This is a genomic window from Peribacillus sp. CSMR9 (genome assembly GCF_033141925.1).
Taxonomy (GTDB): Bacteria; Bacillota; Bacilli; order Bacillales; family DSM-1321; genus Peribacillus; species Peribacillus simplex_A.
Map to the genome: position 1 here is coordinate 23,466 of NZ_JAOPHO010000021.1, position 23,284 is coordinate 46,749.

Sequence of the window (23,284 nt, forward strand, 5' to 3'; positions counted from 1 at the left end):
CTTCAATTTCCCCCCAGCTTGCCGAGCAGAATTGGCAACTCACTATATATTTCAATGATTTCTTCTATCCGCATTCTCACTAAACCGCTTGAAGAAGGGGCAACGAATTCCATTGTCCGCTTCGATGAAGGATCTCCTTGCAGCCCCCAAGAGATCTTCCGTAATTGACGATATTCCTGATAGACACCCTTGCCAACAAAACAGACAAGTTTAGGTTTATATTTTTCAATTTTCCTTTTTAGCTGCTTCCTTCCTTTTATGTACTCTTCTTTAGTGATTTCGTCAGCACCTTTTGTAGGCCTGGAAACGATATTGGTAAAACCGTAACCTAGATCCATCAATGACGAGTCTTCAGTTGGGTGATATTTCCTTGGTGTCAGCCCTGACTCGAAGAGGATTTTCCAAAAACGATTGTTTGGATTCGCATAATGGTGGCCAGTCTCTCCTGACCGAATGCTTGGATTGAAACCAACAAACAATATATCCAGATTTTCCTTCAAATGATCAGCGATGCCTTCCATTATAAAACTCCTTTTCAAATCTCTTATATAATTATTGTACAAAACTGAAAAAAATTTAACTACCTTTTCCGCCATTTTCACAAACTTATCTCCAAAAACTTAACAACGATCTAAGTAGAATGAAGGATGATAACTCCATAATTATGGAATATTGAAGATCTATTGCACCTCTTGAATTCAGTATTCTTTTTTCACAGAAAGATACATGCTATAAAACTAGGAAAAACTACACTCACGTCTCTTTATCTAATGAGTGTTGTTTAAGGAATCAAATGACCCCGACCAATTATCACAGCCCCTTTCATTTATTTTCCCTAATGAATCGAAAGACTGATAAATATGATATACCTTTGCTTAACCAATTGGCATGTACGAATCCGATGGCATTTCAAACGCCAAAAAAACAGCCACCTGATAGGTGGCTGCTTCTACATATAACTTATTGTGCGTTATCAACGCGAACATATTCAATCTGATCTAGTGGTATTGTAATGATATCTAAGTTGTTTTCGTAACCCAGAGCCGTTTCTGTTAATCGAATTATTTCATCGGTTACTTCATGTAACACTCCCACGAATAAATCACTGCTCGTAGCCACTTCAACCGTGTTCCCAATGTAATGTCTTAGTTGTCTATAAAAAATACTAGCTAACAATGCATTCTCCTCCTTAAATAGGCTCTCTAACTGATTTGATGGCGTTAAGCGGAACAAATACAACAGATCCAGCGGCTTCACTAATTACGATATAATCAGCTTCAATCGCACTTAATATTCCCGTCACAGGGGCAAAACCATTTGAAACCGTTACCGTTCTTCCTAGTAATCTTCTTAAAACCCTTTTCAAATCATGGTACGGATCTCCTGATGCACCTGGGGATCCAGGGGATCCAGGTCTCCCCGGAGCTGTTCCATTTTCAATAAGCCATTTATAGTAGAGATAGTCGCAGGAATTCTTTTTACATTGCTTCTCTTGCTTCTCACTGCTCATTTTTTTACCACCTTTTTTATTGTCTATTTTATTTCCTTCATCATTGTTCACTTCTTTATTTCCTTCATCCCCAATGCTCGGATTTCTTTTTTTCCTCTTCCTTTTTGCAACGGTCCCCCTTCCTTTCCTTAATACAGCACTGAACTCGTTGTCGATCGAGAATGTGTATCCTTGTATGGAACCGAAAATGAATTTCGATCTGGATTTTTTCTACTATTTTACCTAGATTCGATCTCCTTGAATTCCTTGATCCATCAGAGTAAATTGATTTCTTTGAGGATCTTGTCATTTTGCTGCGCCTTTCTTATATCGCTTCAAAAGTAGTATATTGATGACTGGTCTTTTCGGCTTGGACTAAATAACCTTTTTTTAATTACTTGAATAATTTTTTTTTGAAGGTTTTACAAATCCATGTCCATTTCTTTAAAAGCTGAATATGATACAGTTGAGGTGATAACTATGAAATATAGACAAATAAGGGATTACATAAGCTTTGTAATTCCTTCATGCTACGAAACACCTGAACCAATCAAAGAATGTCCTGATACAAGGTCAAGTCAAGCAACATACCCATTTTTCAAATGTTCACTTCCTATTAATATTGTTTTTTCAGAAGCATTAAATAAAGGTTATTATGTTAGATGGGGACAATCTAATACTGACGATATTATTTGTTGGGCCATAACTGGAACGGATCAAGAGCCCCTCTCATTCTTAAGACAAGAAATAAACGCCGTTATTTCCCCATTTTCTTCAAATCAAATTAAACTTCTTTCATTTCCTGAGTCGGGTAAAGTTTCCACAAGAAGGAAAATATCATGAAATCAATAAGAGTTCTGATGGTGTTAGATACGATGGATGTAAGTGGAACGGAAACGCATGTTTTGAGTCTTGTGAAGGAATTACAGTCTAGAGGAATTTATACAGCAGTTGTTACAGGAAACGGGAGTATGATAAGTCGATTACGAAAAACGGGATGTAAAATTCATCAAATGAATTTTCCTAAAACATTAACAATCAATTCCGAGGCAGAATCTCTATTATTAAACAGTTTGGTAGATTTGTTACGAAAAGAACAGATTTCACTAGTGCATGGTCACCAGATTACATCGGGCAACATCGCTGCCAAGGCTGCGAAACTCTCAAACATTCCGTTCATATTCACTCTTCACGGGACATACTTCCCCAAATCCGATATAAAAAGTGTCTTACGGATTACAGATGCCGCAGTTGCGGTTAGTGAACCGGTAAAAAAACATATTCAGCCATTTTTCCCTAAGAATATTTCAATAATTGCAAATGGTATTGATACAACCGATTTTTCCCCTTCCCCTTCATTGGAATTAAGGGAAAAAATGAATATTCCTCCGAAAGCTAAAGTAATTCTATACTGCAGCAGGATAACTCGACATAAAGCAAGAATCTGCATGCTTTTAATCAAAGCCTGCAGGGATTTAAAAAAGGATATTCCCAACCTTCATGTGATCATCGTAGGCAACGGAAGCCAACTAAAGGATATTAAGAATATGGCAGCAAGTATCCATTCTTCGTGTAAGGAAGAGTTCATTCATTTCACCGGGGAACAACAAAATGTGAAGGACTATTATGCGCTTGCAGACTATGTTGTTGGTACTGGCAGGGTTGCTTTGGAAGCAATGGCATGCGAGAGACCCGTTATTTCGTGTGGAAATCTCGGATACTTTGGGGAAGTGAATAGTAATAACTTTCAACAAGCGTGGGAATGCTACTTTGGGGATCATGCTGCAAAACAGGCCAGCAGCCAGGCCATTATTTATCGGGACTTACGAAACCTCCATCAATCAAGTATTGGGGTTCCAACAGGCAGAGAATTAAGAAAATTGGTATTGGAACATTTCGATAGTAAAAAAATTATATTACCGCTTATTGAATTATATGAAAGCACAATTCAATCATTTGAACAGCAGCAGGCCATCAATTAATGGTTCTGCTGCTGTTTTGAAATATAAAACTCTCACAATGATAAAGATGGTCTTGGATAGGGGTGCTCTTGATTCTTTGCTAGGAGAATAAAACTACATAGATATTGGAGGCATAAGTCTCTCGATTTTTAAGATAACTTAAAAGCGTATACTTAATAGACACAGCTATGGGGCTGGGAACTGATTAAGTCTATAAATAGGATCTAGTTTTCATTGAATGACTTTAATGACTTTTCTCGTAGGTATTTATGTACCTACGAGTTTTCATAGTAGGTAACTGAATTTCCTTTTGTGTACATCAACCTCTGCCTAACTCGGGAATTAGGAAACATTCTGCTGTTGTTGTTCGATATGATCATCTTTTCTTGCTGTGGACATCTTATTGATGGTAAAAAGAATTCCTGAAAGCCATATAATCACGATGCCTGTATAGATATATATATGGGCTTCAATCGGAATCCATGCGGCTAATAGGGTTCGTACATTGATTAAGATAATGAAACCACCTACTAAAACACCCATTAATTGAGCAGGTAGCATTCTGACGAGCCAGGCTGCAATTGGTGCCGCAACCACTCCGCCAATAATCAACGCGGCCACCCAAAGCCAATTGACCGCTTCCCATCCAAGAGAAAGGATAAAACCAAGACTTCCGAAGAAAGCGATGGCAAATTCACTCGTATCTACAGTTCCTACGGCTTTTCTCGCAGTCATCCCTTTTTTTGACAATAAAACAGGCGTTGCAATCGGGCCCCATCCACCTCCGCCAGTTGCATCACAAAAGCCGGCAAAAAGGCCCAACGGAATGGATTGTTTTGCGGTTAATGGGTTTACCGTTTCGTTTTCCTTTGACGGTTTAAAAATAAATAAAAAGCGGAATAAAACGTACACACCAAGGCCAAATAAAAATATGGCAATATACGGTTTAGCTAATTCGGCAGGAAGGTTGCTCAGGAAACATGCACCTACAAATGCGCCCACCGAACCTGGAATGATCAAGCGATAGACCATATTTTTATCCACGTTCCCAAACTTTATATGTGAAGCTCCGGACACTGCTGTGGTCACTACTTCTGATAAATGAACGGATGCCGATGCTACTGCAGGGGCAATCCCGAATGTCAACAATAAGGAAGTGGAACTCACCCCATACCCCATTCCAAGTGAACCATCTATTAATTGGGCTAAAAACCCGATAAAGGCTAAAACAATTAACTTTTTCATGACCTTCCCCTTTTTCAATAAAATAGAACCTTGATAACATCGACCCGACAGACGGTTACAGTTGCCTGAATAGATCATTCAAATTTCTTTTAAGACACGAAGAGGCACCTAACCAAAATGAAATGACATGTTGGTTAGGTGCCTTCAGTTTTTCTGATCAGCCCAATGATTTACTTATTCAGCTTCTACTGGCAAAAGCCTAGCTAAAAAACGATATCTTTCTTTTAGGGAATATTTATAAACATCCTCTATTGACTCTTTCAACAACTTAGATTTTGCCTCTTTTGAAAATGAACTCTTCTTAATAATCATCCTTGCTTCAAAAAGGAATTCAAGATACTCTTCAAATGACTCATCATATACTTCCCCTAAGTCATTCCGGATTTTTTTTGCCAGTGTAGGACTTGCTCCATTGGTAGAAACACTTATGGAAAGCATGCCTCTATTCAATGTAGCCGGAATATGAAAATTACCCAGCTCATGATTACTAATTACGTTTACTAACTGACTTTGGGATGTATTCTCATAAACTCGTTCATTAACTAATGTAGAGTTTGTTGCAACTATGATTAAAAAGGCATCTTTATAGTCGGTTTCTTCCACTTCTTTTAGTAAAACTCGAACCTTGCCTTCTTTTTCCAATAGTTGAAATCCCTCGCATATCTCAGGGCTTACGACGGTCACTTCAGCACCAGCTTCCAACAAGGGGCCGGCTTTAAAGTAACCTATTTTTCCACCGCCGATAATGACACACTTCTTGTTCGCGATATTAAGCGTAATTGGATACATAAGCTCCCTCTCCACTCACTTCATGAATTCGTTCTGATATTGCATGTTCAATCTTTGGATGATAACCTAAGTAACGGCAAAGTATGATTTTTTGCCTTCCCTTTTTTTGGATCTTTCTCAGCCTATTTTCGATTGACTTCATTAAGATACCAGTAAACAATAGGTAAGGAATGATAAAAACTTGGTTTGGTCGGGATTCCTCAGCAAAATCCAATGCTTCTTCAAAGCTTGGTGTGGCAGCTGTCAAATAACATTCCTGGACCCGGCTTTTTGGAAACCTGTTCCTAAGCAAATCCGCTATTCGGCCTAAATCCCTTTTCACATCGGGATCACTGCTGCCCCTTCCGACCAATAAAACCAAAGAATCCTCAGTAACCCGCTCTTTTGTTTCTTCCAACCGTTCCACTAAAATGTCAACCATTTTATCACTGACACCAATCGGTCTTCCGTATCTCAAGTCAACTGCAGGGAACCGTTTTTTCATTTTGTTCAATATGACTGGTATATCATATTTTGCATGTACAGCAGTCAGCAATAGAACGGGAATAGCGATGATTTTCGTCGCTCCTTTTTGTACACACCGTTCGTAGGCGTCTTCTATCGTTGGAGTTTCCAATTCTAAGAAGCAATACTCCTGAATGGAATTTGGCTGTGCTGCCATACAAACTTTAATAAAGTCAATGGCTTGGGCTGAAGCTTCTTTAACGCGGCTTCCATGGCAAATGTATAAAATGGCTTCCATTAAAATGCCTCATTTGCCAACAAATTTTCGGCTTGTTTTGCTTCAAACCATTTAATTTTTTCACGCAAATTAACGACATCGCCCACGACTATCATGCAAGGGTTCGAAATCTGTTCGTTTTTGGCCGTATCCACTACATTAGCCAAGGTACTGACAGCTGTCCTTTGTGTTTTTAAAGTCCCCCAATGGATGAGAGCTACCGGAGTCTCTGGACTTTTTCCATGCTCCATAAGTTTTCCTTGAATATATGGCAGGTTTTTAACACCCATGTAAATGGCTAATGTATCGATTCCTTTTGCAAGGGCTTCCCACTTGATATTATCCTCTTCATCCTTTTTCCGATGACCGGTAACGATCGCGAAAGATGAAGCGTGGTCCCTATGTGTAACTGGAATTCCTGCATAGGCTGTAGCGGCAATTCCAGCTGTAATTCCTGGTACAATTTCAAAGCTCACTCCACTTGTGGCAAGGGCTTCCGCTTCCTCTCCGCCTCTACCGAAGACGAATGGATCGCCACCTTTCAATCGGGTGACGACTTTTCCCTTTTTTGCATATTTGATCAGGAAACGATTGATAGTATCTTGCTGCAATAAATGGTAATCCGGAAGTTTACCGCAATTAATCAACTCTACATCGGCTTTTGCATAATTTAATAGATCTTTATTGACAAGTCGATCATATAAAATGACATCAGCTTCTTGAATGCATTTTAATCCTTTTAATGTAATTAAATCTGGATCTCCGGGACCGGCTCCTACTAGATATACTTTCCCCATTTATGCAACCTGCCTTCCCTTAGAGAATCGTTTCGAATTCCGATAAAATGAAACCAGCTCCATTTTTAATTTTCTTTTTTTCGTATAATGAGATGTCGTCCACCTCAGGCATTTTCAAATAATGCTTTTCCAGCTCGATATCAACAAGTTCAAACGCCTTTTCATCTGAATCGGCAACAATGATGACATGGATTGGCTCTTCCTTGATAGTGACTTCAAATCTGTATAGATTCATGAATTGCTTACCTTCCCCTATTAAACGGCCACTTCGGCCATTATATCATCAAGCTTACTTTGTAACTCTGCTATTCCTACCCTTTCCACAAAATCAAGGAAGGTTTCGGATAGAAGCTTTGTTTCTTTGAAAAATAGGATCAGTTCTTTCAGAACATGATAGAGCTGTTCAGCTTCCACTTTCCCTTTAAGTTTTTCATTGAACTTCCCGCCTTCATTCAGCGTTCCTCCGACGTATATCTCAAAAGCTTCGACCATCTTTTTGTCCTGATTTTTCATTTTTATGCCTTGAAGCCCTATTTCGGCGATTGCTCTTTGACCGCAATTATTCGGACAACCGACCATATGCATCCTTACAGGCACATCGAGATCTATTTCCTTGTCCAGTGTTTCAGAAATGGTCCTCATTCGTTTTTTTGTTTCAACGAGTGCCAGGTTACAATACTCGATGCCTGTACAAGAAACGGAATAACCAATGAATTTTTTTGGTTGATATGGAAATCTTTCAAAGATGGATTCCTGTTTTAATTCCTCAAGTTTTGCATCCGGCACATTTGGAATGATTAAATTTTGAGAATTACAGTTGCGGATTTCACCATTTCCATATTTCTTCGCAAGTTCGGCAAACTCGATCACTTCGTCTGGATTTAGACGACCAACTGGTATATTGACCCCAACATAGTTCAGACCATCTTGTTTTTGTTTATGGATGCCATAGAAATAACCTGCATTCCATCCCTTCACTGCACTTTCTCCCTTTTCAGGAAGCGGCCCCGTGTATTCCAGCAATTTTTCCTTGAATTGTTCAGGACCCCAGTCAGCCACAAGGAATTTCAATCGGGAGCGATGACGCTTTTCACGGTAGCCAAAGTCACGGAATATGGTCGTGATGGCTGCTGCTACTTCGACTGTTTTTTCAGGTAAAATGAATAAGTCAAGTTCTTCTGCCAGCATCGGAACGGAGGAAAGCCCCCCGCCCACTTTTACGTGAAAGCCAACTTCCATTACTCCATCAATTTCTTTTGTAGCTGGATTGAATGAAACACAGTTGATTTCAGCATTCGAAGCATTATGGATATTAGCACTAATGGACATTTTATATTTCCTTGGAAGGTTCGAATAGTCTTCGTTAAGGCGGAAATACTCAAATACATCATTAAGGACTTCACGTGTATCAAAAATTTCGTCAGGGTCGATGCCAGCTAATGCATTCCCGATGATATTACGTGTGATATCACCGCATGCACCGGCCGTAGTCAGTCCAACCTGTTCTAAACGGCTTAAGATATCCGGGACTTGTTCGATGGTCAACCAGTGAAATTGAATGGCTTGACGGGTTGTAATATCATATACATCCCTCCCATAATCTTTAGCGATGTTAGCTAGTGCCATTTGTTGATCATAAGTCAGGATACCTCCGGGAATAACGACACGCATCATCCAGTAACCAGCTTCTTTTGGCCGTTGCAGGTATAGGCCTGCCCATTTGAACATATCCCAATTCTCTTTAGGGATGGAATCAAAACCATTTGCAGCGTAATGTGGAATATCATCGAATATCTTCAATCCGTCTTTTTCCAATTTCCAGATTTCCGTTTTATTTTTAGCGATTAGTGGATTTTCCGACCAAAATTTCTCGTAAACCATTACATTTCCTCCTTGATTAGATCGCTTTCTTTGCTGTCAAATAGCCGATTACCTGTTCAACGCATTCTTCAATGCTGTATTGGTCGGATTCTAAAATGATTTCCGGTTGTTCAGGTTCTTCGTATGGAGAGTCGATTCCGGTAAAGTCTTTAATGATTCCCTTACGCGCCTTGTCATACAGACCTTTTGGATCACGCACTTCGCACTCTTCGATCGGACATTTTATGTATACTTCAATAAACTCGCCTTCTTCGAGTAAATCACGTACAATCTGCCGATCAGCTCTAAAAGGTGATATGAAGGCGGTCAATACGAACTGCCCACTATCCACGAAGAGCTTGGAAACCTCACCTATCCGCCTGATATTCTCGGTTCGATCCTCTTCAGAAAAACCTAAATCTTTATTTAAACCATGGCGGATATTATCACCATCCAAAACATAACTTCGAATATTCCGATTATATAACTCTTTAGCGACCGCGTTAGCAATCGTTGATTTTCCGGAACCCGACAGTCCTGTAAACCAAAGAACTGTGCTATCATGCCCGTTCTGCTTCCGGCGGAGCTCCTTGGTCAATGACGTTTCATGCCAAGTGACATTCGTACTTTTACTCATATAATAATCCCCCTCATCATGTGATCCTTCAATTTATGTCCAATCAGTTATAAACTTCATTCTTTTTTAGACCTTCGATCAACACCTCGATGACTTCTTTACGGCTAAAGGTAGCTGGAGGAATTTCCCCATTTCGCAACATTTCCCTTACCTTCGTTCCGGACAGGATGACATGGTCTTCCTTTCCATGCGGACAAGTTTTAGCTGAAGCCATATTGCCACATGCTTTACAGTAAAAACTATGTTCAAAGAATAATAGTGTGATCCCTAATTCATCCGCGTTAAAATTCCCAAAGATTTTTTGAGCATCATATGTGCCGTAATAATCGCCCACACCCGCATGATCACGTCCGACGATAAAATGGGTGCAACCATAATTTTTACGGACCATCGCATGGAAAATGGCTTCTCTTGGTCCTGCATAACGCATGGCAGCAGGGAAGACGGCAAGAGAGACACGATCCTTGGGATAATATTTATCAAGCAGCACTTTATAGCTCTCCATTCGTACATCTGCCGGAATGTCATCGGATTTAGTGGCCCCTACAAGAGGGTTTAAGAATAAGCCATCGACAATCTCCAAAGCTGTCTTTTGAATGTATTCATGCGCACGGTGAACAGGGTTCCTCGTTTGGAATCCGACAACGGTTTCCCAGCCTTTTTCAGCAAAGGCTTTCCTTGTCTCAACTGGGTCCAAATAATGGGCTTGAAATAGCGGACGCTCTATTCTCTTGACTAACTTTATTTCTCCGCCGACATATACATCCCCGCGGTTATATAAATTTCTCACTCCAGGATGCTCCCCATCATCCGTTTGATATACTAAAGTCGCTTCCAATTGTTTATCGGGAGTGAAAATATCAGAAACGGAGAGGACCCCATATGTTTCACCCTCATGAGTCAGCTTCACTTCTTCACCTATAATAAGAGATTCTGCAGCTTTTTCAGTCAAAGGCAGCGTAATCGGGATGCTCCAAACATGGCCGCTGCTAAGTCTCATATCCTTGACAACTGTCTCATAATCACTTTTCGTAAAGAATCCTTTAATCGGACTGTAGGCACCAGTGCCTATCAATTCAAGGTCACTTAATGCTATTTCATCAATTTCGATTGACTTTGTTATTTTACTAAAATCATATTTTGGTTCCCAAAGATCGATTAATGTTCCTCCGTGCGGTAGACTGATTGTCATGCTAATTTCCCCCTATGGTTTCTATTTATTTTAAGATAAATGCAATCCGCATTCTGTTTTTTGCGCACCTTGCCAACGGCCTGAGCGTAAGTCATCGGCATTGATGGCAGGTGCCGTACACGTTTTACAGCCAATGCTCGGATATCCATTATCATGCAGGATATTATACGGAAGTCCATTTTTGTGGGCGTAACGCCAAACATCTTTCCATGTCCAATGAATGAGTGGACATATTTTAATCGATTTGAACTTATTATCCTTGTTGATATACTCGGTCAGCGCCCTTGTTTCGGATTGCTCCCTCCGCAGTCCAGAAAGCCAGGCTGTTGCCGTTGAAAGCACATCAGTAAGCGGAGTGATTTTCCGGATGTTACAACACTTATTGGAATCACTAAGCCATAATTCATCTCCATATTCCGCTGCTTGTTCCTCAAGCGTCAAGGCAGGTTTCTTCATTTCGATCGAAAGCTTTGGATATCTCTTTTTCACTTGATCGATCAGTTGGTAAGTTTCCTCGAAATGTACATCTGTATCCAGGAAAACAATTTTTGCCGATGGGTTGACCTTCGCCAATAAATCCGTAAGCACGATGCCTTCAATACCAAAACTACAGGCATAAATGAGTTTGTTTCCATATTGTTCATTCGCCCATTGCAGAACTTCCAAAGCACCTTTTGTCTCACTATCTTCAGGAAATGCAGGTAAATCCCCGGTGTTGAAATTTTCATAATTTATTAATGCAGCCAACTTTATTACCCCCTCTAAGAACTTGCTCTATGTTTCACAGGTTAGAGTAACTGTAGATCAATTCCCGTTGTAATCTTCTCGAGTTATATGATCTAGGAAAAAGAGACGAATCTAACCAATACTCTCTTTATATCAGTTAAACCCGCCTCTAGTTTTTCTAGTCAGCAGATACCTTATTTAATTCTTAGTTTTTCATTTCTTTCCATTTGAATGATTTTACCATCTTGGACAATAAGTGTAATGGATCCATATTTCATTGAATTAAGCATTTCTTGAAGTCGTTCAAATATTTCTGCAAGCTGATTCTCTTTATCCAAACCTGTTCCCCCTTTAAGGAATTCCGGAATATCTTTTTTTTAGAGGCTGATTAAACGAATTTCTTAAATTTATATAATTCCTAACAACCTTACATTGCTATGGTTTGCCAATATTTTTTTCGAAAAACAAAAATCTTTCCATGATGGAAAGATTCCAAGGTAAATATTCATTACCTTATCTTCCAAAATGATCAACATTTTGTTGGATGTAGCACCTTGCATATCATGCAGGTTGCTGGACTTCAAAGGGCCAATTCCCTCCGTCGCTCTGGATAAGTTTTATTATTTTAAATATTAACATAAATTTAATCCTTGTCAATGGAGTTTTCTTATAAATTAACTTGGTTTAATATACTGGATGAACTGTTATTTTTATACACACTATTCCATTAATGATTTTATGTTCATTTAAATACGAAAATAGACTCATTTTTTTAGTTAAAGTCTCCAAAAAAATGCGCCTATTTTCATTAATTAGCCTATTATTGACGTCTGGCATTATTTTAAAAAAAATTATTCGAATACCAGTCCTTTTGTTGAAGCCGATAGCTTGCAGCCATTAATTCCTTAATTGAATCGCTTCTACAAATTCCTGAACCTGACTCTGAACCCGATCCACTAAATTCAAATCATTAATCGGGTTTTCTGAATTCTGTTTATCTATTTCCTTATCCACAAAATATATGCCCTGCAACGGCTCGCCTTTCAATATTGAAATTAATGGTTTAAGCGCGTAGTCTATCGCCAATAAATGCCTGTTACTTCCGCCAATCATAATTGGCAGCACTGGCTTTCCCTTAAAAGCTCCTTCTGGCAGCATATCAATCAAGGCTTTCAATATGCCTGTGTAAGAGGCCTTATATACAGGTGAACCAATAATAATTCCTCTAGCTTCTTGAATTTTTTCTGAAAGCTTTAAAATTTCTTCACTATTATATTTCCCCTGGAATAAATCATCTGCTGAGAATTCCGTAATTGAGTAATAAGTTGTGGTAAATCCTTCTTTTTCAACTAAAGATTGAATATGTTTTAGTGATATGTCCGTTCTTGATGGAACCGCTGGACTTCCTGATAAAATTACGATTTCGCTCATTATAAATCCCCTCCATGTTACATGATTTCCAGATAAAATCCTCATAATGTCATATCGTGCAGCATGTATTTATCGTAATAGTCTGAAAAATATAAGTCAAATCTTACACACCTGTTTATTTAATTCACGAATTGACTTCGTCAATAAGAATGATCGCTTCCCATTCAAAAATAAAACGGTCATATTTACGGCTTGATGCTCATGCCTTTAAATATGACCGTTTTATTATGTATGATTGTTTTTCCCATGAATACCATAAACCAAAAGTTGAGCAATGCTCTTAATTCGCTCAGCAGTAAAATATGGTTCCTTTTTCTGTTGATGAATCTCATAATGAGTGGATAACGCCAATGTGAAGGAAATGATCCCTACATTAAATAGAATAATATCAGAAATATAATGTATCTCTCCGCTATCTATTCTTTTTTGTATTTCTACATGTTTGGCATTCGGCTTGAAAATCTGATCCACATATTGCTTTGAAATATCTTGATCGAATTGCGTTTCCCGAAATAATATCGAAAATTGTTCTTTATTTTCCAGAATTTTGTTTATCATGGTGCAAACGTGATTCTCCACAAGATCATCCGTAGATAGATGGCTAGTCCCGTCTTCAGACTCCTCTTTTTCATTAGGAGTAATTGTAGCCAGAAGCAAATCTTTTTTGCTTTCAAAGTATTTATAAATAGTAGCTTCGGAAACATTGCATGCAGAGGCAATTTCATTCGTTCTTGTCATGTCAAAACCTTTGGTGGCAAAAAGCGTCCGGGCTACATTTATGATTCGTTCTTTGGTTTGCTGCCCTTTTTTCAAAAATATCAACCTTCTTTTATAAAAATAAGACCGGTTTCACCAATCTATTTCCCATGATATCTCGATGGTGCTAATCGGTCAATATTACCTTTGATCTATAGAAATCAATATTCCCAAATATCATATATAGAAAACATCGTCTGAATGCGACGATGTTTTCTTTTTCAGAAAATCATTTAAAAGATGCATATCCATCATCAACCATGACTACACTTCCATTGATTGCATCCGCTTCTTCCAAAGATAATAGATAGACAGCATTTGCGATTGCTTCTGGCTTAATTAATTTACCGCGCATTTGACTTGCATGCAATTTATCGATGATTCCCATATCCTTATAGCCTTGTATGATTGGAGTGTCAACACCGCCTGGTGCAATGCCCACTACGCGTATTCCGTAAGCACCCAATTCCAAAGCAGCTGTCTGTGTCATCATCCTTACGGCGCCTTTAGACGCTTGATAGGCGAAAGTCCCGTGGGAAGCTAAGTAGCCAAACACAGAGGCTGTATTTATAATGACACCATTGTTACCTAGTTCCATCATTTTTCGTCCCGCTGCCATGATTCCAAAGGCCACTCCATGCTGGTTCACACCAATCGTTTTGAAGTACCCTTCCATATCTTGATCGAGGATCATCCCACCGCCCCCGATGCCGGCATTATTAAACATGATATCGATCCTTCCGTATGCTTCCACCGCTTGATTGATTAACGCTTCAACCTCTTCAAGCTTAGAAACATCCGTTTTTACATAAATGGCCTCTCCGCCATCCGCTTTAATCCGTTCAACGGTTTCCTGTCCCATTTCATCATTAAAATCCGCAACAACGACCTTGTCCCCTTTTTCTGCGAATTTCAAGCATGCTGCCCGGCCAATTCCGCTTGCTCCTCCTGTAATAACTGCAACTCTTGCTGTCATATACATTCCCCTTTCAAAGCCAAAATAAATATGTAAGTGAATACTTACTTTTTTTATTATAGAACTATAGAATAGTAAATTCAAGCAATATATTATTTTAATCACTTTCAGTCAATAGCGCATAAAAGTAAAAGCTGTCCTAATGATAGGACAGCTTTTACTTTGGTTAACAGGTTTTCAATTCTTCTTTAAATATGGATGTCTTCACCATTTCTATGAAAAGTTGCATGAAACGATCATCCCCTGTTAATTCTGGATGAAAAGCACTGACAAGGACATGTTCTTGTCTCGCAGCCACAACATTCTCTTCATAAACAGCCAATATCTCCACATCTTCTCCAATACCATCCGCGAATGGCGCCCTGATGAAAACTGCCTTAAAAGGTTCTTCCAGTCCTTTGATTGATAGTTCGGCCTCGAAACTATCCCTTTGGCGGCCAAACCCGTTTCTTTTCACGGAAATGTCCATTAGTTCAAGATAGGCCTTCTCATCACCATTCAATTCTTTGGCCGCCAATACCATCCCCGCACATGTACCGAAAATAGGTTTTTTATGTTCGAAGAAAGTTTTGATCGGTTCCATAAATCCGTATCGATCCATTAGCTTTCTCATCGTAGTGCTTTCTCCGCCTGGAATGATTAAGCCATCGATTTCATGCAACTGTTCGGGTTTTTTTACTATTATTGCTTGTTGGCCGGCAGCTTTGATTTGGTTCAAGTGTTCTTCGACTGCACCCTGTAATCCCAAAACACCGATAGTTATCATATTACCATCCACGTTCCTGCATCCGTTCTGCTGGAGCTAGTTTAGAAATATCAATTCCTTTCATTGCACTGCCCAACTCTTTGGACAACCGGCCAATCAACTCATAATCGGTGAAATATGTAGTAGCTTGAACGATTGCCGATGCGAATTTTTCTGGATTCTCTGATTTAAAAATACCAGATCCCACGAATACGCCATCTGCTCCCAATTCCATCATAAGCGCTGCATCTGCTGGAGTGGCAATTCCGCCAGCTGCAAAGTTAACTACAGGCAATTTTCCTGTCCGTTTGATTTCTCTTAAAATTTCGAAAGGGGCACCGATATTTTTTGCTTCAGTCATTAATTCATCATCACTCATGATGCTCACTTTACGAATTTGGGACTGTACCTTTCTCATATGACGCACAGCTTCCACAATATTACCCGTACCTGGTTCTCCTTTTGTACGAAGCATCGATGCTCCTTCGCCAATACGGCGTGAAGCTTCGCCTAAATCACGGCAACCACAAACGAAAGGAACTGTGAAATCACTTTTTAAAATATGATATTCTTCATCGGCTGGAGTCAGCACTTCACTTTCATCGATATAATCCACTCCCATGGATTCCAGAATCCTTGATTCAACAATATGGCCAATCCTTGCTTTAGCCATGACCGGGATAGATACAGCATTCATTACTTCCTCAACGATTCGCGGATCCGCCATTCTTGCTACTCCACCAGCAGCACGAATATCTGAAGGTACCCTTTCCAATGCCATGACTGCAACAGCACCTGATGCTTCAGCGATTTTTGCTTGTTCTGCATTAATGACGTCCATAATTACGCCACCTTTTTGCATTTGTGCCATTCCTCTTTTTACTGTGTCAGTTCCTAATAATTTTTCCATTTCTCTTCCCCCTAATATTTGCACTTTTTAGATTTGTTAGGCTTAGTATAAAAAAATGTTGACCGCATTGAAAGTGTCAGTTTTAATAAATTTAATGGGTTCAGTTTATTTTATCTAAAAGGTGGAAGCAAAATGAATATGTTAACTTGTGATTTAAATCGGTTTAGTGATGTTCCTTTGTACGAACAATTATATTCACATATTAAAAAAGAAATTATTGATGGCCGTCTACTTTACGGCACAAAACTGCCCTCCAAACGTAAATTGGCAGAGTTCCTACAGATTAGTCAAAACACTGTCGAGACTGCATATGAACAATTAACAGCTGAAGGATACGTTGAAGTCATACCAAGAAAAGGTTACTATATTCAAACATCTGAGGATCTGGAGTATACTCAAACCAACCAAGTTTCCTTGGAAAAAATTAATGATAAAGAAGGGGAATTGTTGTATCATTTCCATCCCAGCCAAATTGACACGGAAAACTTCCCATTTGAAAAATGGAGAAAATACACGAAAAATAAAATTGATGAAGCACATCAAGAACTTCTTTTACTGGGGGATTCTCAAGGAGAATATGAATTACGATGTGAAATTGCCCATTATTTGTATCATGCACGCGGAGTTCAATGCGTTCCCGAACAGATTATCATTGGTGCAGGAATGGAAATTTTATTACAGCAGCTTGTCCTTCTTTTCGATAAAAATACCATTTATGGTGTTGAAGATCCAGGGTATCACTTGATTCACCGGATATTACGCAGCTACCCAAATGAAGTCCATCCACTGCAAATTGATGAAGAAGGCGTAAAGGTCAACCCTATTGAGGATTCAAAGATCGACGTAGTGTATGTCACTCCATCACATCACTTCCCCTATGGGACAATCCTATCTGTTAACAGACGGACTCGATTGTTGAACTGGGCTCAAGGTGCAGCAAACCGCTATATTATCGAAGACGATTATGATAGTGAATTTCGTTATAGTGGAAAAACAATTCCTTCCTTACAAAGTATGGATGCCGGTGAAAAGGTGATTTACTTAGGATCATTCTCCAAATCATTGATGCCATCAATTCGGATCAGTTATATGGTTCTTCCCGCCCCATTGTTACAAATGTATCAACAGGAATTATCCTTTTACCATTCAACCGTTTCGCGGATTGATCAACATGTGTTGACACAGTTCATGAAGGAAGGGGATTTCGAAAAGCATTTAAATCGAATGAGGAAAGTTTACAGGCGCAAGTTGGATAAAGTGATCGATCTGTTTAAACCCCATGAACAAATAAACATCATTGGTGAACGTTCAGGATTACATATCGTTCTCATCGTTAAGAACGGCATGGACGAACAGACACTTATTCAAAAGGCAAACAAAGACCATATTAAAATATATGGACTTTCCACATATTCAATCGAAAAAATTGACGAAAATCCTCCAAAAATCATTTTGGGCTTCGCGGGGATTCCTGAAGATGAATTGGAAAAGGCCATTCACCTTTTATTGAAATCATGGGGTTTATGAAGACGTGAACTTCTTTAAGTTTGTCGATTAAAAAGGGGTTCGGAATGCTCTCATCCCGATTCCCTTTCATGATTTTAATATAAGACTTTTATTTGTGATGAAACCACATTGAAGAATTTTGCGACACTCCTGCCAAAAGTCTGGAGCCTCCTCACCGCTAGATGCTTGCGGTGAGGAGGCTTGGCAAGGAGCCGGCGGAAAGGAGCCGATTTCAATATGTGGACCGCAAAAAGAATGCTACGGAGTCCGAATAATGCGGTGACGGTCGAATAAAGTGCGATGTAGGACGAAAAAGTACGGTGTACGGCCGAATATTTGCTCCGGCTGAAAACAACTGAGACGTTTTTTTTAAAAAATACTGCAGGCAAACTCGCTTTTCTTCGAGTTTGTCTACAGTCTGAGAAGTTCACGGTCGTGAACTTCTTTTTATAACTATTAGATAAATATTGTTCCAACATATCCTTTGGTACCATGCTACCACCTGTCGCCCAGATGATATGTGTGGACTGGTTCATTTTATCCAGCAGTAACATGGAAGTAATCATACTGGAATCTAATCCTGAAGGCCTTCCGACAGCCAGTCCATCCGCTTTAATCAAATTATCGATTCCAAATTCCTGTGCCGAGACTTTATCATGAAGACCTGTCATCAATCCGGGCGTCATGCATGGTGAATGTGTCGGCTCTGCAAAAAAACAATGAACATCATCCTCGAAGGCCAGCTTGAGCCCATATTTGATACCACCGGGACGCCGCCGACACCGCATGGTAAGTACACAAATAAAGGGTGATCTCCGTCAATTGGAATTGGCATATCTTTCAGCTGATTCTTCTGGCGTGTTGCAGCCGTCGCGTAACCGAGCAGCAGAACCATTGAATTTTCATCATCAATAAAATGGCAATCGGATTAAGTGAGCTTCATAACGGCCTTCTTCTACAGCTTTACTATCATCATCATATACCTTTACAATGACACCAAGACTTGTCAATTTTTCCTTTTTCCACAGTTTTCCATCTGCCGACATATGGACGGTTACGAAAGGCATTAACAATATAATTTGCGAACCTATCCAATCTGTCCTCTGCCGATTTAACCCTGTTCCGCTTGGACGATTGGATCTTCTTGAGCGGCACCGTAATCTGGATTCAGCAAGAAGACTTCTATCCATCTTTATAAGATTTTAAAGTAATGGATCTTTCGCTTTCACTCCGTATCGATGAAACATGCAATTTTTTGCTTCTCCATAGCATTCCCTCTTAGAATATGTATAAAAACAGTATTCATCATCTGCTATAACGCAACAAACTGCCATGGAGATTAATCATTTTTTTAGGGAAAATCAGCTTAGAATGTCAAATTCACTTTTAATTTCCCTCGCACACTATTAATAAACCAAATTTCCTCAGCGCTATTAAGGTCAGTTTTTAAAATGGGCTTTTCCTTGATTTCCTTCTTCCTTATTAATTCTTGACGAAAAGTTCCAGCGAGCAGACCTGATTCCACAGGAGGGGTATAGTAGTCACCATTTATCTTCACCACTACATTCCCGTTCGTGAATTCCGTGATGAATCCTTCTTCATTCCAAAGTAGAACGTCATCGAAGTCAGGATTATTCTTTTGAAAGCCTTCATATACATCACGATTAGTCGTCTTATGACAAAGAAAGGGATTTCCACTTGATATTGGAGTTTCAGCCAAGATAGCCGTTAATTCTGAATCAAGGGGCTTAATTGCTTGTCCGGAAACTTCCATTTCACCATTTTCTTTAAGCAGTACCCTTACCTTTTGCAATTTGCCTTGGTTTAAATCCGCATACTTTTGGAGTTCATCTCTAAGTTTCAATTCAAAGAACTGATAATTGAAGTAATCAGCAGATTGTTTCATTCGATCGATATGATCATTCAACAAATAATATTCGCCATCGCTTAGCTTCATCGATTCCAATAATTCGTAAGCAGGCCTTTCCACCGTCAATAATTTGGCCTTTAAAAAGGCTTCGTCATATTCTTCGGTTAACTCGGAATCCCAAGTGATTCCCCCGCCTACCCCATACTCGGCATTACCTGTTTCCTTTTCGATCACGACCGTACGAATCGGCACATTAAAAACGGCTTCGGATTCAGGGGTGATAAACCCGATTGCACCGCAATAAACTTCACGTGGTGAATTCTCGATATCAGTGATGATTTCCATTGTTTTTATTTTAGGTGCACCTGTTATCGAACCACATGGAAAAAGGGCCTTGAATATATCAATGATTGTTGTTCCGGGTTTCGTATCAGCTGTTATTGTGGAGGTCATTTGCCAAACGGTCGGATATTTTTCAATTTCCTTAAGTTGTGGAACCTTGACGCTTCCTGGTTCTGCAATCATTCCCAAATCATTTCTGAGCAGGTCCACAATCATGTAGTTTTCAGCTTGATTCTTTTCCGAGGCTGCTAACCATTCTGCATTGTATTGATCCATTTTCAGTGTCGTTCCCCGCTTTACCGTTCCTTTCATAGGCCTTGTAATTAGCTGATCATCTTCCCAGCGGAAAAATAACTCGGGTGATGCCGAGAGGATACGATGTGTCCCAACGTTCAAATATGCACTATAATTCGATCGTTGAGCTCTCTTCAAGCGATCAAAGAAAGCGAAGTCGTCCCCTTCGAACTTGGATTGCAAACGCATCGTATAATTCACTTGATACGTATTGCCTTTCTCAATTTCGGATTTTATTTTTTGAAAGCCCTTATGATAGGTTGTTGAATCCATTTCTGATTGCCATTCAGCTAACTTAAAAGCCCCTGGCATTTTTTCAGGTAATTCTTCCGGTTTATCAAAAATACCGAACCATAATAATGGCATTTTGGCTCCATCTTTTACTTTAAAAGATTTTTCAAAAGCAGGTGCCGCTTCATAGGATACATATCCCGCTGCATAATGCCCCTGGTCGATCGCTTCCTGGACTTTTTGAAATTGAGGAAGGACATCCCCAATGGAATGGGCAGTGAACACTTTTTTCGGCTTCGTAAAATAGAGCGGCCTGCTCTCACCTTGTTTATCTGTGAAGTGAAATATTAAGGATATAGGATCTTCTCGTTTCATTCTTCTCTCCTATCTTTGTTTAAAGAGTCAATCGGTATGTATTTTATAAAAAAGCTTGCAGACAAGTGATCTGCAAGCTCATTCATTGACACTTATTTCATTCCAGTAACTTCTGCAATGATTTCATAAGAACGAAGGCGTGCATTCTGATCATAAATGGCAGAGTTTATAATCATTTCATCCGCCTGTGTTTCATCTAAAAATGTCTGCAACTGCTCTTTTACCTCTTCCGGATTTCCGATAATGGAGGCATTCAATTGTTTCATGACAATGGCCTTTTCATATTCTGTCCAGATGCCTTCCATCGTATCAACTGGAGGAGCAAGTTGTCCAGGTGTGTTCCTTATCAAATTCAAAAACTGCTGTTGATAAGATGTGGCAATCCTTTGTGCCTCATCAGTTGTATCAGCTGCAAATACATTGACACCAACCATCACATAAGGTTTATCGAGAACGTCGGATGGTTGGAAATTATTGCGGTAACGAGCTAAAGCCGGTTGAGTATTTTCAGGGGAAAAATGGCTTGCAAATGAAAATGGCAATCCAAGCTGTGCTGATAATGCTGCACTGAAACCGCTTGAACCAAGAAGCCAAATCGGGATGTCCTGTCCTTCGCCAGGGATGGCCCGAACACGATTATGTTTAGAATCCGCATCTAAATAACTGCGGAGCTGCGCCAATTGTTCAGGAAAATCCTGTCCATTATTACGCACATCACCCCGGAGCGCCATGGCAGTATATTGGTCGCTTCCAGGAGCGCGCCCCAGTCCTAAATCTATTCTACCAGGATACATTGCTTCCAATGTTCCAAATTGTTCTGCGATAACCAGTGGTGCATGATTTGGTAGCATTATGCCTCCAGAACCCACACGAATTCTTTCTGTCTTCCCTGCAACATATCCTATCAGCACGGAAGTTGCAGAGCTTGCGATCCCAGGCATGCTATGGTGTTCTGCAACCCAGAAACGGTTGTAGTTCCATTGTTCCGCATGTTTTGCTAAATCTATAGTATTTTTAAAAGCTCCCGAAACTGTACCACCTTCAACAATTGAAGCTAGGTCCAGTACGGAAAAAGAAATGTCGCTAAGTTCTTTTCCATGTTGATCAGCATTCATATCTTCAACTTCTTTCAATTATGATATTAATTGGACGCAAAGTCATCATATAGAAAATGCACACAAAATGCACATAAAATGCTCGAAGGGGATTATTTGTTAAGGAGTTCCTTAGCAATCAAGCGATAAGAATTCAGCCTGTCCTCCAATTTATGAGTGATGGTTATCAGCATTATTTCATCTGCTTGATATTTTTCCTGAATTTCCAAAAGGCGATACTTCACTTGAGAAGGTGTACCAAAAATCAGTTTTTCATGCATCGTTTCCATCAGTACTTTTTCTTTTTCAGTCCAATCATGATTCCTTACCTCTTCTATACTTGGAACCTGTTTTCTGTTCCTTTGTCCACTTTGTATTTTCCATAGGGTGTTGCTAAGAGCGATTTCTTTCGCAAGTTCCTCGGTTTCTGCACATATGGCCGCAACCGAAACGATCGTTTTTGGCTCCTCAAGAAAACCTTTTGTTTGGAAGTTTTCACGGTACTGTTGAAGACTCTTCAATCCATCATTTTCACTCATAAATTCACCAAATGCGTATGCAGTACCATTTTCAGCAGCAAGTTTTGCACTTTTCCCGCTTGTTCCCAATATCCACGGTTCAGGCGGTACCTTTGGGATAGGAGCAGCAGAGGTATTTGAAAACAAATGTTCTTTCGGAAATTCATCTCTAAGAAAATTCAACAGTTCCTGAACAAGTTCAGGCATTTTGTAAACATTCTGCAAAAAATTATCAGATAATGCCATCGTAGCTTCGGCAGATCCCCCAGGAGCACGTCCTATGCCCATATCGACCCTGCCTGGAAATAGGGTGGCAAGCATATTATAAATCTCTGCTATCCGATATGGCTTATAATGCGGAAGCAGAACTGCCCCAGATCCAATTCGGATATTTTTTGTTTGCGCACCAATATAGCTTATCAATACCTCTGGAACGGAACATGGCAATCCCGGCAGATCATGATGTTCAGTTAACCAGATCCTGCTATAACCGAGTCTATCTCCTTCTTGTGCAAGTTGCAGTGAAGCCTGCAATGCCTCTTGTGCTGATTGTCCGGTTGCAATTGGTGATTGATCTAAAATGCCCAGTTTCATTTTGTTACCTCCTTTCTTCTCTTTCGTAACGTAATGGTAAATCATAATTAGCCGAAAGTCGCCTGAAAAGCTTGGTTTGTTATTTTAGTTTGCAACCTTTAGCGGAAATTATATGGAGTTGAATCCAGACTGGAGTTTGTGAGTGGAATATATATTCTGACGAGGTCTTTGGTTTAATATATTTATTATTTTAGAAGGTGTTCCTATTAATATTTATTCTATCGA

Annotated in this window: 24 protein-coding genes, 1 pseudogene and 1 riboswitch; of the genes and pseudogenes, 3 read left to right on the top strand and 22 right to left on the bottom strand. The window is 39.6% G+C overall.

Going from position 1 to position 23,284, the window contains the following annotated elements:
* Positions 1 to 2: 2 nt before the first annotated feature.
* The 3 genes from N9I19_RS11930 to N9I19_RS11940 all read right to left on the bottom strand — a co-directional run bounded on the left by N9I19_RS11930 (position 3) and on the right by N9I19_RS11940 (position 1,510).
* Positions 3 to 521 carry a mismatch-specific DNA-glycosylase gene (locus tag N9I19_RS11930; RefSeq protein WP_089364673.1) on the bottom strand — a complete coding sequence of 173 codons (519 nt, stop codon included), beginning with the start codon at positions 519 to 521 and terminating at the stop codon, positions 3 to 5.
* Positions 522 to 960: 439 nt separating this feature from the next.
* Positions 961 to 1,176: an LSm family protein gene (locus tag N9I19_RS11935; protein WP_317777907.1), complete on the bottom strand. Its 216-nt coding sequence runs from the start codon at positions 1,174 to 1,176 to the stop codon at positions 961 to 963.
* A 13-nt stretch (positions 1,177 to 1,189) separates the two neighbouring features.
* The gene (locus tag N9I19_RS11940) at positions 1,190 to 1,510 is read right to left on the bottom strand and encodes a DUF2642 domain-containing protein (RefSeq protein WP_317777908.1); all 321 of its coding nucleotides are present in this window, start codon (positions 1,508 to 1,510) and stop codon (positions 1,190 to 1,192) included.
* Between the two features lie 459 nt (positions 1,511 to 1,969).
* Here N9I19_RS11940 and N9I19_RS11945 point away from each other — a divergent pair, with 459 nt between their 5' ends.
* Both N9I19_RS11945 and N9I19_RS11950 read left to right on the top strand, forming a co-directional pair.
* On the top strand, positions 1,970 to 2,332 hold the full coding sequence (locus tag N9I19_RS11945) for a hypothetical protein (protein ID WP_317777909.1): 363 nt from the start codon (positions 1,970 to 1,972) through the stop codon (positions 2,330 to 2,332).
* Positions 2,329 to 3,471: a glycosyltransferase gene (locus N9I19_RS11950; RefSeq protein ID WP_317777910.1), complete on the top strand. Its 1,143-nt coding sequence runs from the start codon at positions 2,329 to 2,331 to the stop codon at positions 3,469 to 3,471. Before N9I19_RS11945 ends, N9I19_RS11950 begins: the two co-directional genes overlap by 4 nt.
* A 321-nt stretch (positions 3,472 to 3,792) precedes the next feature.
* Here N9I19_RS11950 and N9I19_RS11955 read toward each other — a convergent pair whose 3' ends face one another.
* The 15 genes from N9I19_RS11955 to pdxS form a co-directional block, all read right to left on the bottom strand.
* Complete coding sequence (locus tag N9I19_RS11955; RefSeq protein ID WP_089364668.1) at positions 3,793 to 4,695, bottom strand: sulfite exporter TauE/SafE family protein; 903 nt, start codon at positions 4,693 to 4,695, stop codon at positions 3,793 to 3,795.
* Positions 4,696 to 4,869: 174 nt separating this feature from the next.
* The gene (locus tag N9I19_RS11960; protein WP_317777911.1) at positions 4,870 to 5,484 is read right to left on the bottom strand and encodes an NAD(P)-binding protein; all 615 of its coding nucleotides are present in this window, start codon (positions 5,482 to 5,484) and stop codon (positions 4,870 to 4,872) included.
* A complete protein-coding gene (locus tag N9I19_RS11965; protein ID WP_061463376.1) occupies positions 5,465 to 6,226 on the bottom strand; it encodes a sirohydrochlorin chelatase in 762 nt (253 codons plus the stop codon). Before N9I19_RS11965 ends, N9I19_RS11960 begins: the two co-directional genes overlap by 20 nt.
* The gene (gene cobA, locus N9I19_RS11970; protein ID WP_317777912.1) at positions 6,226 to 7,002 is read right to left on the bottom strand and encodes a uroporphyrinogen-III C-methyltransferase; all 777 of its coding nucleotides are present in this window, start codon (positions 7,000 to 7,002) and stop codon (positions 6,226 to 6,228) included. Before cobA ends, N9I19_RS11965 begins: the two co-directional genes overlap by 1 nt.
* A 19-nt stretch (positions 7,003 to 7,021) precedes the next feature.
* A complete protein-coding gene (locus N9I19_RS11975; protein ID WP_061463378.1) occupies positions 7,022 to 7,237 on the bottom strand; it encodes a DUF3906 family protein in 216 nt (71 codons plus the stop codon).
* Between the two features lie 20 nt (positions 7,238 to 7,257).
* Positions 7,258 to 8,883, bottom strand: coding sequence for a nitrite/sulfite reductase (locus N9I19_RS11980; RefSeq protein WP_284470630.1), 1,626 nt, complete (start codon positions 8,881 to 8,883; stop codon positions 7,258 to 7,260).
* A gap of 16 nt (positions 8,884 to 8,899) precedes the next feature.
* Positions 8,900 to 9,499 carry an adenylyl-sulfate kinase gene (cysC, locus tag N9I19_RS11985; protein ID WP_284470629.1) on the bottom strand — a complete coding sequence of 200 codons (600 nt, stop codon included), beginning with the start codon at positions 9,497 to 9,499 and terminating at the stop codon, positions 8,900 to 8,902.
* Positions 9,500 to 9,542: 43 nt separating this feature from the next.
* Positions 9,543 to 10,691: a sulfate adenylyltransferase gene (gene sat / locus N9I19_RS11990; protein ID WP_061463381.1), complete on the bottom strand. Its 1,149-nt coding sequence runs from the start codon at positions 10,689 to 10,691 to the stop codon at positions 9,543 to 9,545.
* 30 nt (positions 10,692 to 10,721) lie between these two features.
* Positions 10,722 to 11,426 (bottom strand): phosphoadenylyl-sulfate reductase, encoded by a 705-nt coding sequence (locus N9I19_RS11995; protein ID WP_284472054.1) that lies wholly within the window; start codon positions 11,424 to 11,426, stop codon positions 10,722 to 10,724.
* Between the two features lie 185 nt (positions 11,427 to 11,611).
* A complete protein-coding gene (locus tag N9I19_RS12000) occupies positions 11,612 to 11,728 on the bottom strand; it encodes a YezD family protein (RefSeq protein ID WP_375166291.1) in 117 nt (38 codons plus the stop codon).
* 199 nt (positions 11,729 to 11,927) lie between these two features.
* Positions 11,928 to 12,034, bottom strand: a riboswitch (SAM riboswitch).
* Positions 12,035 to 12,314: 280 nt separating this feature from the next.
* Positions 12,315 to 12,848 (bottom strand): NADPH-dependent FMN reductase, encoded by a 534-nt coding sequence (ssuE, locus tag N9I19_RS12005; protein WP_284470628.1) that lies wholly within the window; start codon positions 12,846 to 12,848, stop codon positions 12,315 to 12,317.
* Positions 12,849 to 13,073: 225 nt separating this feature from the next.
* Positions 13,074 to 13,661 carry a TetR/AcrR family transcriptional regulator gene (locus N9I19_RS12010; protein WP_089364662.1) on the bottom strand — a complete coding sequence of 196 codons (588 nt, stop codon included), beginning with the start codon at positions 13,659 to 13,661 and terminating at the stop codon, positions 13,074 to 13,076.
* Between the two features lie 172 nt (positions 13,662 to 13,833).
* Positions 13,834 to 14,580 (bottom strand): SDR family NAD(P)-dependent oxidoreductase, encoded by a 747-nt coding sequence (locus N9I19_RS12015; RefSeq protein WP_317777913.1) that lies wholly within the window; start codon positions 14,578 to 14,580, stop codon positions 13,834 to 13,836.
* Between the two features lie 166 nt (positions 14,581 to 14,746).
* Complete coding sequence (gene pdxT, locus N9I19_RS12020; RefSeq protein ID WP_061463386.1) at positions 14,747 to 15,346, bottom strand: pyridoxal 5'-phosphate synthase glutaminase subunit PdxT; 600 nt, start codon at positions 15,344 to 15,346, stop codon at positions 14,747 to 14,749.
* Between the two features lies 1 nt (position 15,347).
* Positions 15,348 to 16,235 carry a pyridoxal 5'-phosphate synthase lyase subunit PdxS gene (pdxS, locus tag N9I19_RS12025; protein ID WP_089364659.1) on the bottom strand — a complete coding sequence of 296 codons (888 nt, stop codon included), beginning with the start codon at positions 16,233 to 16,235 and terminating at the stop codon, positions 15,348 to 15,350.
* 132 nt (positions 16,236 to 16,367) lie between these two features.
* Between pdxS and pdxR the strand changes: the two genes are divergently transcribed.
* A complete protein-coding gene (gene pdxR, locus N9I19_RS12030; protein WP_317777914.1) occupies positions 16,368 to 17,762 on the top strand; it encodes a MocR-like pyridoxine biosynthesis transcription factor PdxR in 1,395 nt (464 codons plus the stop codon).
* 443 nt (positions 17,763 to 18,205) lie between these two features.
* Here pdxR and dsdA read toward each other — a convergent pair.
* The 4 genes and pseudogenes from dsdA to N9I19_RS12050 form a co-directional block, all read right to left on the bottom strand.
* Positions 18,206 to 18,799: pseudogene (dsdA, locus tag N9I19_RS12035) on the bottom strand (D-serine ammonia-lyase); the annotation flags it as partial.
* Positions 18,800 to 19,107: 308 nt separating this feature from the next.
* A complete protein-coding gene (gene pabB, locus N9I19_RS12040; protein WP_317777915.1) occupies positions 19,108 to 20,853 on the bottom strand; it encodes an aminodeoxychorismate synthase component I in 1,746 nt (581 codons plus the stop codon).
* Between the two features lie 92 nt (positions 20,854 to 20,945).
* Entirely contained in the window at positions 20,946 to 21,968 is a 1,023-nt protein-coding gene (locus N9I19_RS12045; RefSeq protein WP_317777916.1) for an LLM class flavin-dependent oxidoreductase, read from the bottom strand.
* Positions 21,969 to 22,060: 92 nt separating this feature from the next.
* On the bottom strand, positions 22,061 to 23,059 hold the full coding sequence (locus N9I19_RS12050; RefSeq protein ID WP_317777917.1) for an LLM class flavin-dependent oxidoreductase: 999 nt from the start codon (positions 23,057 to 23,059) through the stop codon (positions 22,061 to 22,063).
* Between the last annotated feature and the right edge of the window lie 225 nt (positions 23,060 to 23,284).

Excerpts from the sequence above, each read along its gene's own strand:
- N9I19_RS11930 (WP_089364673.1), bottom strand. The coding sequence starts at position 521 with ATGGAAGGCATCGCTGATCATTTGAAGGAAAATCTGGATATATTGTTT.
- pabB (WP_317777915.1), bottom strand. The coding sequence starts at position 20,853 with ATGAAACGAGAAGATCCTATATCCTTAATATTTCACTTCACAGATAAA.
- N9I19_RS11955 (WP_089364668.1), bottom strand. The coding sequence starts at position 4,695 with ATGAAAAAGTTAATTGTTTTAGCCTTTATCGGGTTTTTAGCCCAATTA.
- N9I19_RS11960 (WP_317777911.1), bottom strand. The coding sequence starts at position 5,484 with ATGTATCCAATTACGCTTAATATCGCGAACAAGAAGTGTGTCATTATC.
- sat (WP_061463381.1), bottom strand. The coding sequence starts at position 10,691 with ATGACAATCAGTCTACCGCACGGAGGAACATTAATCGATCTTTGGGAA.
- N9I19_RS12050 (WP_317777917.1), bottom strand. The coding sequence starts at position 23,059 with ATGAAACTGGGCATTTTAGATCAATCACCAATTGCAACCGGACAATCA.
- ssuE (WP_284470628.1), bottom strand. The coding sequence starts at position 12,848 with ATGAGCGAAATCGTAATTTTATCAGGAAGTCCAGCGGTTCCATCAAGA.
- cysC (WP_284470629.1), bottom strand. The coding sequence starts at position 9,499 with ATGAGTAAAAGTACGAATGTCACTTGGCATGAAACGTCATTGACCAAG.
- N9I19_RS12045 (WP_317777916.1), bottom strand. The coding sequence starts at position 21,968 with ATGAATGCTGATCAACATGGAAAAGAACTTAGCGACATTTCTTTTTCC.
- pdxR (WP_317777914.1), top strand. The coding sequence starts at position 16,368 with ATGAATATGTTAACTTGTGATTTAAATCGGTTTAGTGATGTTCCTTTG.
- N9I19_RS11965 (WP_061463376.1), bottom strand. The coding sequence starts at position 6,226 with ATGGAAGCCATTTTATACATTTGCCATGGAAGCCGCGTTAAAGAAGCT.
- N9I19_RS11945 (WP_317777909.1), top strand. The coding sequence starts at position 1,970 with ATGAAATATAGACAAATAAGGGATTACATAAGCTTTGTAATTCCTTCA.
- N9I19_RS11940 (WP_317777908.1), bottom strand. The coding sequence starts at position 1,510 with ATGAGCAGTGAGAAGCAAGAGAAGCAATGTAAAAAGAATTCCTGCGAC.
- N9I19_RS11975 (WP_061463378.1), bottom strand. The coding sequence starts at position 7,237 with ATGAATCTATACAGATTTGAAGTCACTATCAAGGAAGAGCCAATCCAT.
- cobA (WP_317777912.1), bottom strand. The coding sequence starts at position 7,002 with ATGGGGAAAGTATATCTAGTAGGAGCCGGTCCCGGAGATCCAGATTTA.
- N9I19_RS11980 (WP_284470630.1), bottom strand. The coding sequence starts at position 8,883 with ATGGTTTACGAGAAATTTTGGTCGGAAAATCCACTAATCGCTAAAAAT.
- N9I19_RS12015 (WP_317777913.1), bottom strand. The coding sequence starts at position 14,580 with ATGACAGCAAGAGTTGCAGTTATTACAGGAGGAGCAAGCGGAATTGGC.
- N9I19_RS11950 (WP_317777910.1), top strand. The coding sequence starts at position 2,329 with ATGAAATCAATAAGAGTTCTGATGGTGTTAGATACGATGGATGTAAGT.
- pdxS (WP_089364659.1), bottom strand. The coding sequence starts at position 16,235 with ATGGAAAAATTATTAGGAACTGACACAGTAAAAAGAGGAATGGCACAA.
- pdxT (WP_061463386.1), bottom strand. The coding sequence starts at position 15,346 with ATGATAACTATCGGTGTTTTGGGATTACAGGGTGCAGTCGAAGAACAC.